The sequence below is a fragment of the Acinetobacter sp. BD54 genome (assembly GCF_044778325.1).
In the GTDB taxonomy this organism is placed as follows: Bacteria; Pseudomonadota; Gammaproteobacteria; order Pseudomonadales; family Moraxellaceae; genus Acinetobacter; species Acinetobacter baumannii.
In genome coordinates this window covers 1-14,506 of record NZ_JANJEP010000005.1, presented here as the reverse complement: position 1 = coordinate 14,506, position 14,506 = coordinate 1, and the positions used below count along the sequence as shown (strand labels likewise).

Sequence of the window (14,506 nt, the reverse complement as noted above, 5' to 3'; positions counted from 1 at the left end):
GGGACCGAAATGCAACGTTATCCAATGACCCCTGAAGGTAAAATCGCCTTAGAGAAAGAATTACAACATCTGAAAACTGTTGAACGTCCACGTATTACTCAAGCGATTGCTGAAGCACGTGAACATGGGGACTTAAAAGAAAATGCAGAATATCATGCTGCTCGTGAACAGCAAGGTTTCTGTGAAGGCCGTATCCAAGATATCGAAGGAAAATTGGGTGCTGCACAAGTCATCGATGTTAAAGACTTAGAACAAAACGGTCGTGTTGTATTCGGTGTTACGGTAACGATTGAAAACCTTGATACTGAAGAACGCAAGACTTATAAGATTGTTGGTGATGATGAAGCTGATTTTAAAATCAATAAAATTTCAGTAAATTCGCCAATTGCACGTGGCCTTTTGGGTAAAAATGAAGGTGATGAAGTAAAAATTACCACTCCTCAAGGCGAAGTGGAATACGAAGTTGTAAGTGTAGAATATATTTAATTTTTATATAGATATACTTAAGTTATAAAACCCCTCAATTGAGGGGTTTTTTATATTTCAGACTAATATTAAAAAATTCACTATGCATCTTTTAAAAAACCTGATGCAAAGATTTGAAAAGCATTTAATGCTTCAGGAAGTACTTGTTCAGGATATTCACTAGAGGCCACCCATAATGCTGCGTTCATGGCAGCGCCATTTAAAAGCACTGCTGCCGCTTCAGGATCTACAATTTTAATTCGTTCTGCTGCCAATAGCTGTTCAACGCACTCACGTGTAGACTGCAGACATCTATTTTGACTTGGCCAATGCGCTGGATCGCCCAGCACTGCAGGTCCATCACGTAACACAATACGCTGAAACTCAGGATTCAAAGCATTTTGTATATAGGTCTGCCCTTCAAGTAGTAACCCTTCCCAAAGATCATCAGGCTGCTCTCGATGCTGCTGGGCATATTCTGCCATTTGTGAATCAATTTGATCGACCACTGCAGCAAATAAACCACGCTTATCGCCAAAATGATGGTATAGCGCCCCACGGGTCAACCCTGCTTCTGCCGTGAGCTTATCCATTGAAGTATCTGCATAGCCATATTCAGCAAATGCACGACGTGCTACTTCAATCAGTTTCTTGCGGGTTTCCGCCATCTTTTGTTCACGAACAGACATGTATTTCACCAAGGAATCATCACAAAAAATTTTAATTGACATACGCCTCGTATGTCAATTATGTTTACATACGAGGCGTATGTGAAATCTAAGCAACATTTATTGATTTGATATTTAAATACTGAAGGAGAACAAACCTGATGAGAACTGCAATATTTCCTCAAGACCGTCATGCATTATATGAACAGCATGGTTATTCAGCCGCAATTCAATCGAAAGATTTACTCTTTGTTTCAGGTCAGGTTGGTAGTCTTGAGGATGGCTCGCCTGTACCTGATTTTGAAAAACAGGTAATCCAAGCTTTTAAGAACTTAGCAGGGACACTGAAAGCAGCTGGTTGTACTTTCGATGATATTATTGATGTCACCACCTTTCATACTGATCCTGAACGGCAGTTTGAAAGTATTATGAAAGTTAAAAATCAGATCTTTACAAAAAAGCCTTATCCAAACTGGACCGCTGTTGGTGTAACTTGGCTAGCGGGTTTTGATTTTGAGATTAAAGTCATTGCACGTATTCCTCATAATAATTAGTTCAAATTAGCATCCCCTTTAATATTTGATTCACTGGCTGGGCTGAGATTATGGGTTCAGCTTGAATCGCAATTCGGTATAATGGCATATTCCCTTTTTTTATATTTCCCTTATGGCTGAAAAGTTAATTGGCTCCCCTGTTCGTCACTGGTGTGAATTTGAGTTTATTTCCAAAACTGTGAAAAATCCAAATATCCATATTAAAGGGAATTACTCTTACTACTCGGCATATTGGGATCAAGGTTTTGAACGTTGTGTAGTGCGGTATCTACATGACAAGCCTTCTACTCCAGACAAGCCAATTGATCAGCTCTATATTGGTAATTTTGTTTGTTTTGGCGCTGAATGCATGATTATGATGGGTGGTAACCAACTTCATCGGCCAGACTGGATATCGACATTTCCCTTTGACACCCGAAGTTTTTTAGCCGCTGGTGACACTATAATTGCAGATGGCTGCTGGATTGGAAGCCGTGCAATGATTATGCAAGGTGTAAAAATCGGTGAAGGTGCTGTTGTTGCAACTGGAGCTGTGGTCACTAAAGATGTCCCCCCCTATGCAATTGTTGGTGGCGTACCTGCAAAAATTATTAAATACCGTTTTCCTCAAGAGCAAATAGAAAAACTACTTGCTTTAAAAATTTATGATTTAGATGAAAAACAAGTTTTAAAAATGCGGGAATATTTACAAACGGATGATATAGATGCATTAACAGCACATCTTAAAAAATTACAGAGCGAATAAAATATATTTGCAAGAATTTCTTGCTTAAAAACACAAATGATTACGTGCTCGAATTTCAATCGTAAGAAAAGAAGTATAAAGTATTGAATAAATAACCATCATTACAATAAGGAATAAACTCATGTTATATCAACATATTCTTGTACCAATTGACGGTTCTGAAACTTCTATGGTTGCTATGAAAGAAGCAATCAAAATTGGGAAAGCATTAAACAGTAAAATTACGGTTGTACAAGTTATGGCACTTGACCCGATTATTGCTGACCTTTACGTTAAGACGGGGCAAACCAATGAATTGATTGAGCGTACTAGAACATATTTGCTAGATATTTTAGAGCAAGCCAAGCAACAATTTTTGCAAGAAGGTCTTAGTGTAGAAACCAAATTACTTGAAGGTTTTGTTGTTCACGAAGAAATTATTCAAGCTGCACAAGAGCTTAATGCTGATCTGATTGTGATGGGTTCTCATGGCCGCACAGGTGTACGAAAACTTGTATTAGGAAGTGTTGCGCAAAAGGTTTTAGGTGAAAGTCATATCCCGGTTTTAATAGTTCGTTAAAACTAAAAAGCCTGTCTAGCTTAATGTAGCAAGGCAGGCAATTTTTAAAATACTTTTAAGGCTGCCAAGCAAATTGCTTTAAGTTTACTTTGCCATTTAATAAATAGATTCCCTCTGCTTCAAGCTTTAACTGCTGAATATTTTCGCCCTTTTCATTAAACTTACTTAGGCTAATTTTACCTTGCGAATTAATAACACGGTGCCAAGGGACCTGATGATCTGTCTCAAGATGTTTAAGCACATACCCAACTAATCTGGCATGTTTAGGTAAACCTGCCATACGAGCAACTTGGCCATAAGTTGCAACTTTTCCATATGGAATCAAAGCGATGACTTCTAAAATTTGTCGATGTAGTTCATACTGAGTTGTCAAAATGGAATCCATAAACGTTGACATTATTCATATCATATAAAAATTTTTGAATAAAATTAAACCTACTCGAAGATGAGCTCAAGGGAAAATCGCATGAAAAAAATATTGCTGTTGATCAGTGGAACTTTACTGTGTGTTTCTTGTACTACTCGTCCCCCTCTGCTTTCAGAAAGAGGTCCAAGCATATCTGCAGATGGTCGGCCTATTGTTCCCGTCACTTTTGTTTTTACTACCAATACTCCTCAGGCTACAAAATTTGATAATTATCAACAAATGCGTAAGGAAATTAAGATTTTAAATAAATATTATGTAGATGATAAAAATAATAAGATTTTCAAATTTAAATTACACCGTTATATCCCTTATGAAGAGTTCTCAAAGTTACATTGTGATTTGAAACAGCAAATTAACCAGCCTTATCCCATTTCTACTGAAACTATTCCTGCCAGTGTAAATACATGTTTTCCTAAGCGCACTGCAAGTAAAGAAGTCATTGTTTTTATTTATGATGCCTACTCAACAAAATGGAAATTTGAAGATGTAACAAGCAGAGCCTTTCGTAATAATGGCAAACCTTTTATTTTATTAGATTGGAACCGTCTAAATTATAATATTCAGGCTGGTAGTGTGCATGAGATGGGGCATGTATTTGGTCTAAAACATGTTTGTGCCCCGAAGGCTACAAAACGTACTCCAACCAACATTATGACAAGTGCTGAATGTAAATTAGGCAGTGGTGGCTTAAGAAATTTAGGGTTTACTCCAGCACAACTTCAAACCATTTTATCGACTTACAACCAATATCCTTAAAATTTAACTTCAAGATATCTCCCTAATTTATCTTGGGATGCCATGTAATTCTCAGGGGTCAGTAAAGATGTCATGTAAGCATTGGCCTTTGAGAAATCTTCCGCATCTACAGGATAAGGCTGCCAAAATGTTTGTAAATTATTGGTGTACATGGGGTAAAGGCGAATGATATCTTTTGCCAAATCAAGTCTAGCTATACAGCCAAATGGCAAAGCATTTTGCTGTTCATATTCACCGTCACTATTAAAGACTGCATTGCCTATATTAAAAACAACAGGCTTTTGATTGATGATCTGGATTGGTTGAATAGTATGAGCACCATGACCAACGATCAGATCAGCTCCTGCTTGAGTAAGAATAGTCGCGAGTTTAGTTTGGTCTTTTGTAATAGGCTTAAAGTCGACACCCCAATGACAAATAACAATAATTTTGCGTTCTGGATGAGCCTGCTTATAACGCATTATTTGTTCAAGTAAAACGCCATTTAAGCAAGCTACTCCACTTCTTGATCCTAACGCATAAAAGTCATAATCCAGATAGGCTGTGTCTCTATGCCAATAACCATTAAAAATCGCATAGTGCTTAGTCTCAAAAGTGATTTCAAAGTAATTGTGAGCATCTTTCTGGTTCAGTCCAGCGCCAATATAAGAAATACTCGCCTGATCCAACTGTTGTAATGTATAGGCTAATCCTTGCTCACCGTAATCTTTCAAATGGTTATTTGCTAAGACCAAATAATTTAGATGAATGTTCTTAAATTCTTCTAATGTTTTTTTAGTATCTGCTTTTAAAACAAATGGCTTTTTATCTTTTAACGGCGATTGATTTTCTAAAGAAAATACTGCTTCAAAGTTAGCGATGTTGATGTCATTTTTACCTAAAAAGGGCTGTATTTTTTCAAATGAATAATGATACCCATATTGCTGTAAGGCATCTGTTTGCCCTCTAGACTTACGCTTTTCGGTATACATTTCACCAAAATAGGTATCTCCAAGAATATTGATAATGCCTGTTTGAGAAGAATATTTTTTTGCCTTGGCATGCCCTTCTTGAAAATAATGGTAGTAAGGAACCAAATGCTCCAGACGGTGAATATCATCCAGAAAAGAGAAAAAACCAATGCTCCTGTTATGTTCAGAATAAGTAATATAAATCTGTCTAAAGGTATGTGAGATATATAAAACCGAAGTGAGTACCGGATGAGCAAGCAAAGGCGTAATCGGTTGATATACTTTATTTTTAAAAGAAAGTGTTCTAATAAAGAAAATTTTTTTCAGCTCGGCTGGATAGCTATAAATGTGTTTTACCAACAAAAAAAGATTTTTTAATTGATTAGGTGCTCTTAAAGCTAACTGGTAATCTTCTGCTCTTTTAGACAAGATTAATTGTGTTTGCTCAATAGAGCCAAACAGCATATTGCTTAAGGCATCTTTAACATCATTTGCCTGAGTAAAAATTAAGAATTGTAAGAGCTCGGTAAATGTATATGATTCATTTTTTTCTAGACCTAAATTTTTTTCACCAATTTTCTTAATTTTTTGTTCAGGAACCCGATACATTTCATCAGCTTGAACTTTTTTTTGGTGGAATTGTTCTAATGCATAATCAATCAGTAATAATGTAGAAATGTCTCCATCAATTTCAAATGCCCAAATTGCCTCTTCAAATTGAGCATGATCAAGAGCGGTTAGCAGCTTAATTTCAAATAGAGGGTAAGTCATATCTCCCCTCCTTCGAAATCTTTTACGTAGGCAATATAACCAGAAAGGTTGTGTTCCTGATCATCAATTCTTACTCTCAAGCGGTCATGCCGTACATAAAAAGCATGCAATATTTTATCTGGTCGAGCCATATACATGGCTATTTCCGGATAGAAAAAACCTGTGGTTTGAAATTCGGCTCGAAACGTAATGAGTTTTTTTAACTCAGACATATATGCTTGTTCAAAAAGTGCATTATGGCCTTGCTCTTTTAAACGATTTACCATTTTATAGGCTGCCATTAGCATTTCTAATAAAGTGGCATATGTTGTTTTTCTATTGCGAATAAAAATAAAATGTTTTAAATAATTATTTAAACCAAAAATAAAATATTTTTCTTCAGGACATATTTTTGTAAGCTCATTAGTACAATAACTTAACCAGTGATCATGATATTTTTCATATCTTTTATGAATAAAATTTTCAAACATTAACTTAACTGTGTCTAATAATCTTTTATCCTGATTAATTTGATATAACCTTAATAAAGCTAATGCTGCTTCTCCATCATAATAAATGATTCTGAACTTTTCTTTTAAATCATAATTTGGATAATTTAATACATGAGTAGTTAATCCATCCGGATCTACTAATTCTAAAATACCATAAGCAAGTTTCTCTGCATATTTTAAATAATCATCTTTTCCTGTGATTTCTTGATATTTCGTTAACATTAAAATAGCTGCGGCATTTGCACCTAATTTAATTTCTAGCTCCCCTTCTTTACCATCAATCATAAAAGCAGTTATTGGGTCTTTTTCTTTATAGAAAGTAGTAAGTGCGTATTGAATTGCTGCAACAATTTTAGGCCAATATTCAGGTTTATCTTGTACTTCAAAAGTCTCTAAAAGCGCGTAAAGCGAAGTACAGTGACGTACCGTATTATAGTTCCGTATATCACGATCATAAGCAGGAAAATATCCATAAATGAATTTGCCATTTTCTTGAATCTGGCTATGTAAAAACGCTGCATTTTTTTCAATGAGGTCTCTAAAGTGCTGTTTTTTATTGCTAGCAATGGCTCTAATACCATTTGCATCGTAGCGACTTGCTAAATTAATAAATTGTCCATTTTCATAAAAAGTTGCATAGGTATCGAAAGTCCACACTTCTTGTAGTGACTGAAGTTTAATTTCCGGCTTTGTTGCACGATATTTTTGTTTAATTGCATAGTTCAGATTTGTTTCATCAAAAAAGTTCGGCTTGTCATAACTTAAGCCCCGAATAATGGCTTTTCCATATATTTCTTGCTCCAGAAAAGCTACCGAACAGGAATCATCAAATCCAATACCTCTGCGGTAATGATTATTGTGAAATTGGTGATGAACCTGCTGCTCTATTTGGTTCCAACTTTGCTTTTCTAAATTGTACGCAACATCAATTTTTATGTAGTCTGGAAGTTGATCTGGCGAAAACTGATCATCAATAAAATCAAATAATTGTAGAGTTGCTTGTGTAAGCACTGTTTTTTCACTATGCCATACGCTACATCTGTGATCTTTAGGGCCAAATGATATAAATAAAATAGTTTCTTCTTGAAGGTCTGAAACATGGTGAACGATATGTTCTAACCAAAGCTTGAGCTGTCTTTTGAAGTCTAAAAATACCGCCACTCGAATTAAGTCCCTATCCGTTATTTGTTGTTCTATAAAATTCTCAATGCATCATAGCATGAACTCTTTCAAAGCTAGGTTAACGTATTGTTTAAACATAAAAAAAGAGAACCCTAGGGTTCTCTTTTTCTGATGAGTCAATTATCTATTAATAGAGAATTTGACCATTGTTAAGTAATTCAGTCTCTGTTGTAGTAACACCTTGTAAGACTAACAATGTAGTGAAGTTATTACCTGGGATGAGTCCTGATAATCCATCACGGTCAATCTGAATTGTAGTGTTACCACCACTTGTAGTGACATTCAGATATTGTCCAATATTAGCATCTGTTTGATCTCCATCTAACAAGGCTCTGATATCAATCAGATCAGCTTGTTTGTCTGTAGCAACATTACCAACATGGAAGTCAGTCCAAGTATCTACACCGTTACCACCTGTATTTGCACCATTGTTAGCTGTAGCAGCAGTTCCATTCAACAATTGATAAATCACAGTATCTGAACCCGTACCTGTTGTGAATGTGTCATTCGCAGAAGTACTTGTGTAAAGAAGATTGTAATCAGTATGTGTTAAATCAATCGTTAAGGTTGATTGAGATTCAACTCCACCAGTTACGGACACAATCTTATAGTTAATACTGTCAGTAGACGCCAATTGTGTGGTTGTAGTCACATCATTTGGACGGTACTCATATTCACCATTTGATTGCATAATCAATACACCGTTACCGGTATTGATTGTTTGTCCAACTGCATCAACATAAGCATTTTGCGCATTATCCCAAACTTGGAGTTTAGCTCCTTCATGAGACAAGATGCCTGTATCCGCTACTCCACCAATGTTGTCTCCTGCCAACACATTTCCGCTGATCCAATCTGAACGATAAGTATCTAGATGAACTGTCGTTGTAGAAACATTTGTATCTAGTGAAGTCGCACCAAGTGAAACACCTGTTAGCGTATATTGTACGCGGTAGGTACCTGCAGCTAAATGCTCAACAGTGTCTTGGAATGCAACACTACCCGCTTGAATAGTTGCCACGCTTCCTAGAGCAGTTTGAGAACCTGAGTAAATTGTATTCACCCATGCTGTACCATTCCAGCTTTGGATCACATAACTTACTGTCGGTAGTACACTTGCTAAAGGTTGTGCTGTATAAACCGCTGATAGATCAATATTAGCAACAGTTCCAGCTCCTACTACAAACTGATCAGACACTACTGAATTAGAACCGATGAGATTTACAGAAACCACAGGGCTCGCCACATCTACTGGTAGATCAGCAGCATTTGAGAAGTCTGTAGTTGTAACCACATGATCAGGATTAGCAGTTAATTGTACTACGCCATCATTTGCTGGGTTAGCAGCATCCCATGCGATCGTTACGTCTGGTGAACCAACCTGAACATGTAATGTCGCTGTATCTGTTGCCCCTGTTAATACATCACGAATTGTATAAGTGAATGAATCCACTTTACCAATCGCGCTCAGATCAGTTGTATTTGGTGTATAGGTGTAGTGACCATTTGTAGAAATCACCAATGTACCGTATGCACCGTTTATAACTGTATCTGTTCCGACAGTTTGTGGTAGAGCACCCACTACTTCAGATGTCACAGTGGTAACTTGAGTGGTTAACGTAGTTACGTCATCAGTCAATACATTACCATCTGCAACAACCGCTGTATTGGTAGGCGCAACTGTGTAATCAAAGTCATCTTTCACTACACTCATTGTACCTAAGATACCTACTCCTAAACCGGTGTACACCATAAATGCACGGTATTCACCTTGGCCTAGATCTGGAACAGTAACACCAATTCCACCGTTACCTAGTAAACCAATATTGAGTAAGCCAGTACTTGAGCCACCGTCAATATTATGCCAAGCACCATCAGCACCTTTTTGCTGTAATACAACTTTATAGTCATTAAACAATGATAATGAAAGCACTGGAGCATATGCGAATGTCACATCAGCTTCGTGTCCAGCATCAATTGTAAATGCAACACTTGGTGTTCCTAACAAGGAAACATTTAAGTCCTCTGTAATGCCCACCAATGCTAGATAAGTTGCAGAACCTACAGCTACACCAAGCTCGCCTTGAGGAACGATATCTACACCAGCAGAAACAACGTTATCAATCGCGTCTACAGGAGTAACTGTGATGACAGCAGGTTGTGATGGATCACTTGTATTCCAAGTCATGTCGACTGCATCGCTATCAATATGGAGATACAAGGTCGCTTGCGATGTATTTAGACCATCTGACAAGGTGTAAGTAAATTGATCAACTTGACCAAGGCTTGCAGCCTCACCATTTGGTTGATAGCTGTAGTTACCATTAGCATAAATTGACAATGTACCGTGGTCACCGACAATGGTTGTGACACCTGTTGCATTAACCGCAAATGCTGTGCCATTAAATTCAACGCTAGTTACTGTGCTAAAACCAGAAGCAGTATCTGCGTGTCCATTTAAGCCGACATCATGAATAACATTACCTTCTGCAACTTGAGTACTGTAGCCTGTGATATTTGTCGCATCAAATACATCTTTCTGAACTGACAATGTACCTAATAAGCTAACTCCAACACCACTACCAGCATAAGTCATATAGGCTCTATATTGACCAGCAGCTAGGCCTTCCAATGTCACTGAATTTCCACCAAAGGCTGCCAGACTGAGTAAGTCCGCTTCTCCAGTGCCATTTACAGCTACCCATTGATTGGTTGCAGTATCAAATTTCTGAACCACGAGTACATAATCAGCAAGCAGACTTGCATCTATTAATGCACTGTAATTGAAGGTCACATCATTTAAGGTGCTATCGGTCAAAGTAAAGTCAACACCTTGTCCACCCAACTGGAAGTCAAAATTGTCAGTTAAGCTTAATAACGCCACATATAGGTAGCTATCTACCGCAACATCGTTACCAATTTGCAGATATTCTGGATTAACAACAGCTACAGCAAGGTCGTCTACGGCAATCACTGGCGTACTGTTGCCAATAGTGAAGTCTAGACTTGCACTTATATTGCCGCCCAAAGGATCAGCCAACGTATAAGTGAAGTGATCGACTAGACCGAGGTTGGCATTCGTATTATTCGGCGTATAGATGTAATCACCATTCGCGAATATTTGAAGCGTACCGTATTGACCCTGAATAATTGTTCCAGTATTTGGATCAACATTCGTAGTCACACCGTTTACAGTAACTGAATCAACAATTGTGTATCCAGTTACAGCATCAGCATTTGTACCTACGCCAAGACCAGTAATGACATTGCCTTCAGATGCCAAACCAGTAAAGTCAATTTGGTTTGGATCGTAAACATCCATCGTACCTGACAATGTACCTAGGATACTCTTACCATAGAGGCCGTTGTATGTCATAAAGGCACGGTATTGACCTTCGTCAAGCCCTTCAACAACCACTCCCGGTGTCGCATTCACACCTATACCCAATACACTTAAGTTCAGTAAAGAAGCTTCACTGCTACCGGTAATTGATTCCCAACGATTTGTAGCAGTATTGAATTTCTGTACTACAAGTTGGTAATCACCGAGCGCCCCTTCATTGATTAAACTGCTGTATTTAAAGGTTGCGGTTCCAGTTTCACCAGCACCTACATTGAACTCCACAGTACTATTCACGAATGGTAAAGGAGCTTGTAGGTTAATGCCAGCCAACGATAACAATGCAAGATAAGTTGCACTACCCAATGCTCTGTCATCTTCGATGAGATGAGGCTCAGCAGCAATTGCAGCGTTTACAGCGTCATCCACTGCTGTAATCGTTACAGTAGCAGGTTGTGATGGATCAGCTGCATCCCAATTCATATCCACAACTTTACTATCTAGATGTACATAGAACGTAGCTTGTGAAGTTGTATTAGAAGCTGGGTCTAACAAGGTATAAGTAAATTGATCAACCTGACCTAATCCAGCACTATCAGCATTTGGCGTGTAGGTATAATCACCATTTGCATAGATGAGTAAAGTACCGTGAGTACCAATAATCTCAGTTGGAGATGCACTTACTGCAACACCATTGACTTCACTGATAATACTGTTAGGTGTAGCGATATCAACATCACCATTCGTATTTGGATCAGAGATTAGGTTGCCATGAGCTGCTACGACATCGTAACCAGTAATAACCGCTGGGTTATAGACATCTACACTGCCGTTTAATGTTACAGCTACTGCTCCGCCTACCAAGCCATTGAATGATAAGAATGCTCTATATTCACCCTCTGTAAGCCCACCTATTTGCGCAGTTGGCGTATTACCAAGCAAGGTCAAGTTCAGTAATGAACGATCACCTGTACCATTCACTGCTTCCCATTGTCCTGTTACATCATTGTATTTTTGCAACACAACATTGTAGTCACCTAAAGCAGATGCACCAATCAAGCTATTGAAGTTAAATGTTGCAACCCCTTCCTGACCAGCACCGATAGTAAAGTCAACCGTATCTACTGTGAGGAGTTGTAGGTCAACAATATTTCCAACATTCAATAGAACGCCATAGAATGCTGAATCAGTCTCTGTACCCACCAATTGATATTGTGGATTGAGTTCAACCTCAACAAGGTTATCCGCTGCACGAATCGAATCAAACACGATATTAAGATTAGCTTGACCTGTTGCTCCAGTTACTGAGTCAGTTAACGTATATGTGAATACATCAGTTTGACCTACACCAGAACCATCTGCATTTGGTACATACACATAACTACCATCTTGATAGAAAGTAATTGTTCCGTAAGTACCTGCAAATGTCTCTCCATCAGCATCAATCGGATGACCATTCACTGATGAAACATAAGTATTTGCAGTTACCTGATCGACTTGACCTGTTGTTGGATCTGGATCAGTAATCACGTTACCTTCAGCATTACCAATTTCATATCCACCTGCTACAGACAAATCATAATCATCCATAGTGGCAGAAAGAGTGCCTAACACGCCCAATCCTAACAGTCCGTCGTAGGCTAAGAAGGCACGGTATTGACCCGCATCTAAACCATCAAGGACTGCACCAGGAACATTTCCTGTACCAATACCTAACAAGTGCAAGCTAATTAATGATGAATTAGCATCACCATGTATAGATTCCCATTGGTTAGTTGTTGTATTGAACTTCTGAACTACTAACTTGTAATCAGAAAGTACAGCTGCGTCGATTAAGCCACTATATTGGAAAGTAACATCACCTTCATGGCCAGCAGCGACAGTAAATCCTAGAGAATTACCACCAAGTTGAAGGTCTAAGCCTGCTACAGATGTAAGTACTAAATAAGAAGTACTACCTAGACTTACATCATCACCAACAAGCGCTGGTTTCGGACTAAGAACTGCATGGTCAGTGTTGTCAAAGGCAGTGATAGAACCTGCAAGAGTATAAGTTTGTGTATCTTGTAGAGTACTACTGTTTCCAGCGAGATCTGTGAAAGTCGCTTTAGCATCAACAGTTAAGTCTGGATCTAGAGCAAGGTCATTGCCCGCAACATTAACTGTCCAAGTACCCGCTATAGCATCTACTGTTGCTGTGTAGTCATTACCATTTATAGTCACCACTACACCTGTGGTTGTTGCATCTGCAGGAACGTTGGTCAATGTACCAGTTAAAGTTACTGTTCCACCAGCTTCTGTCGCATCAAGAATATTGTCTGCGGTAACAGGGTCAATTGCTAACACAGTTGTAGTGATATCAGGTGGAGTGACATCGAGTGTTACTGTTACATCTGCATCAGCAACATCTACGTTACCTTGCGCATCTACAGCCTCAGCATGAATCACAATCTGACCAGTCACAGGATCGGCTGCTGTTGCAGCAAGAATTGCTGTGATGTAGCCATTCGTCAGGTCAGCTGCTGTCACGGTGTAGTTAGTACCGTTAACATTCACCACTGTGCCATCAACTGCATCTGGTCCTAATGCCACTTGTGCATTGAATGTACCGTCTGTACCAAGTTCTGCAGCATTCAAGATACCATCGCCATTTAGGTCTTCAGGAACCGTAATTGCTGTAATCAGGTCTTGTGGAGTTGTATCAATGGTTAAGGTTACATCTGCATCAGCAACATCTACGTTACCTTGTGCATCTACAGCCTCAGCATGAATCACAATCTGACCAGTCACAGGATCGGCTGCTGTTGCATCCAGAGTTGCTGTGATGTAGCCATTCGTCAGGTCAGCTGCTGTCACGGTGTAGTTAGTACCGTTAACATTCACCACTGTGCCATCGATTGCATCCGGTCCTAATGCCACTTGTGCATTGAATGTACCGTCTGTACCAAGTTCTGCAGTATTCAGGATACCGTCGCCATTTAGGTCTTCAGGAACCGTAATTGCTGTAATCAGGTCTTGTGGAGTTGTATCAATGGTTAAGGTTACATCTGCATCAGCAACATCTACGTTACCTTGTGCATCTACAGCCTCAGCATGAATCACAATCTGACCAGTCACAGGATCGGCTGCTGTTGCATCCAGAGTTGCTGTGATGTAGCCATTCGTCAGGTCAGCTGCTGTCACGGTGTAGTTAGTACCGTTAACATTCACCACTGTGCCATCGATTGCATCCGGTCCTAATGCCACTTGTGCATTGAATGTACCGTCTGTACCAAGTTCTGCAGCATTCAAGATACCGTCGCCATTTAGGTCTTCAGGAACCGTAATTGCTGTAATCAGGTCTTGTGGAGTTGTATCAATGGTTAAGGTTACATCTGCGTCAGCAACATCTACGTTACCTTGTGCATCTACAGCCTCAGCATGAATCACAATCTGACCAGTCACAGGATCGGCTGCTGTTGCATCCAGAGTTGCTGTGATATAGCCGTTTGCAAGGTCAGCTGCTGTCACGGTGTAGTTAGTACCGTTAACATTCACCACTGTGCCATCAACTGCATCCGGTCCTAATGCCACTTGTGCATTGAAGCTGCCATCTGTG

General features: G+C 38.9%; 9 protein-coding genes and 1 pseudogene. 5 read left to right on the top strand and 5 right to left on the bottom strand.

Annotation, left to right across the window (positions count from 1 at the left end):
• Positions 1-9 precede the first annotated feature (9 nt).
• Entirely contained in the window at positions 10-486 is a 477-nt protein-coding gene (gene greA / locus NQ782_RS09425) for a transcription elongation factor GreA (protein ID WP_001190203.1), read from the top strand.
• Positions 487-520: 34 nt separating this feature from the next.
• Here greA and NQ782_RS09420 read toward each other — a convergent pair.
• Positions 521-1,154, bottom strand: a pseudogene (locus NQ782_RS09420) (TetR/AcrR family transcriptional regulator).
• Positions 1,155-1,294: 140 nt separating this feature from the next.
• Between NQ782_RS09420 and NQ782_RS09415 the strand changes: the two are divergent.
• The 3 genes from NQ782_RS09415 to NQ782_RS09405 all read left to right on the top strand — a co-directional run bounded on the left by NQ782_RS09415 (position 1,295) and on the right by NQ782_RS09405 (position 2,991).
• Entirely contained in the window at positions 1,295-1,687 is a 393-nt protein-coding gene (locus NQ782_RS09415; protein WP_086231136.1) for a RidA family protein, read from the top strand.
• A 112-nt stretch (positions 1,688-1,799) separates the two neighbouring features.
• On the top strand, positions 1,800-2,432 hold the full coding sequence (locus NQ782_RS09410; RefSeq protein ID WP_032059423.1) for a CatB-related O-acetyltransferase: 633 nt from the start codon (positions 1,800-1,802) through the stop codon (positions 2,430-2,432).
• 121 nt (positions 2,433-2,553) lie between these two features.
• Positions 2,554-2,991, top strand: a complete 438-nt coding sequence (locus NQ782_RS09405; protein ID WP_000966781.1) for a universal stress protein — start codon at positions 2,554-2,556, stop codon at positions 2,989-2,991.
• 55 nt (positions 2,992-3,046) lie between these two features.
• Here the strand turns inward: NQ782_RS09405 and NQ782_RS09400 are convergent, their stop codons facing one another.
• A complete protein-coding gene (locus NQ782_RS09400) occupies positions 3,047-3,376 on the bottom strand; it encodes an MGMT family protein (RefSeq protein WP_086231139.1) in 330 nt (109 codons plus the stop codon).
• A gap of 81 nt (positions 3,377-3,457) precedes the next feature.
• On the opposite strand from NQ782_RS09400, the gene NQ782_RS09395 reads away from it, so the two are divergent.
• Positions 3,458-4,174, top strand: coding sequence for a hypothetical protein (locus NQ782_RS09395; RefSeq protein ID WP_002059686.1), 717 nt, complete (start codon positions 3,458-3,460; stop codon positions 4,172-4,174).
• On the opposite strand, the gene NQ782_RS09390 is transcribed toward NQ782_RS09395, so the two are convergent.
• From NQ782_RS09390 to NQ782_RS09380, 3 genes are all read right to left on the bottom strand, one after another.
• Entirely contained in the window at positions 4,171-5,895 is a 1,725-nt protein-coding gene (locus NQ782_RS09390) for a CapA family protein (protein WP_086231135.1), read from the bottom strand. The two genes, NQ782_RS09395 and NQ782_RS09390, sit on opposite strands and share 4 nt — an antisense overlap.
• The gene (locus NQ782_RS09385; RefSeq protein ID WP_267581190.1) at positions 5,892-7,547 is read right to left on the bottom strand and encodes a poly alpha-glucosyltransferase; all 1,656 of its coding nucleotides are present in this window, start codon (positions 7,545-7,547) and stop codon (positions 5,892-5,894) included. The genes NQ782_RS09390 and NQ782_RS09385 overlap by 4 nt, the downstream gene beginning before the upstream one ends.
• Before the next feature lie 148 nt (positions 7,548-7,695).
• Positions 7,696-14,506, bottom strand: a 6,811-nt coding sequence (locus NQ782_RS09380; RefSeq protein ID WP_404213502.1) for a beta strand repeat-containing protein, incomplete at its 5' end; no start/stop codon positions are given.

Bases quoted from the DNA above. Each gene is read 5' to 3' on its own strand.
- greA (WP_001190203.1), top strand. From the start codon at position 10: ATGCAACGTTATCCAATGACCCCTGAAGGTAAAATCGCCTTAGAGAAA.
- NQ782_RS09415 (WP_086231136.1), top strand. From the start codon at position 1,295: ATGAGAACTGCAATATTTCCTCAAGACCGTCATGCATTATATGAACAG.
- NQ782_RS09410 (WP_032059423.1), top strand. From the start codon at position 1,800: ATGGCTGAAAAGTTAATTGGCTCCCCTGTTCGTCACTGGTGTGAATTT.
- NQ782_RS09405 (WP_000966781.1), top strand. From the start codon at position 2,554: ATGTTATATCAACATATTCTTGTACCAATTGACGGTTCTGAAACTTCT.
- NQ782_RS09400 (WP_086231139.1), bottom strand. From the start codon at position 3,376: ATGGATTCCATTTTGACAACTCAGTATGAACTACATCGACAAATTTTA.
- NQ782_RS09395 (WP_002059686.1), top strand. From the start codon at position 3,458: ATGAAAAAAATATTGCTGTTGATCAGTGGAACTTTACTGTGTGTTTCT.
- NQ782_RS09390 (WP_086231135.1), bottom strand. From the start codon at position 5,895: ATGACTTACCCTCTATTTGAAATTAAGCTGCTAACCGCTCTTGATCAT.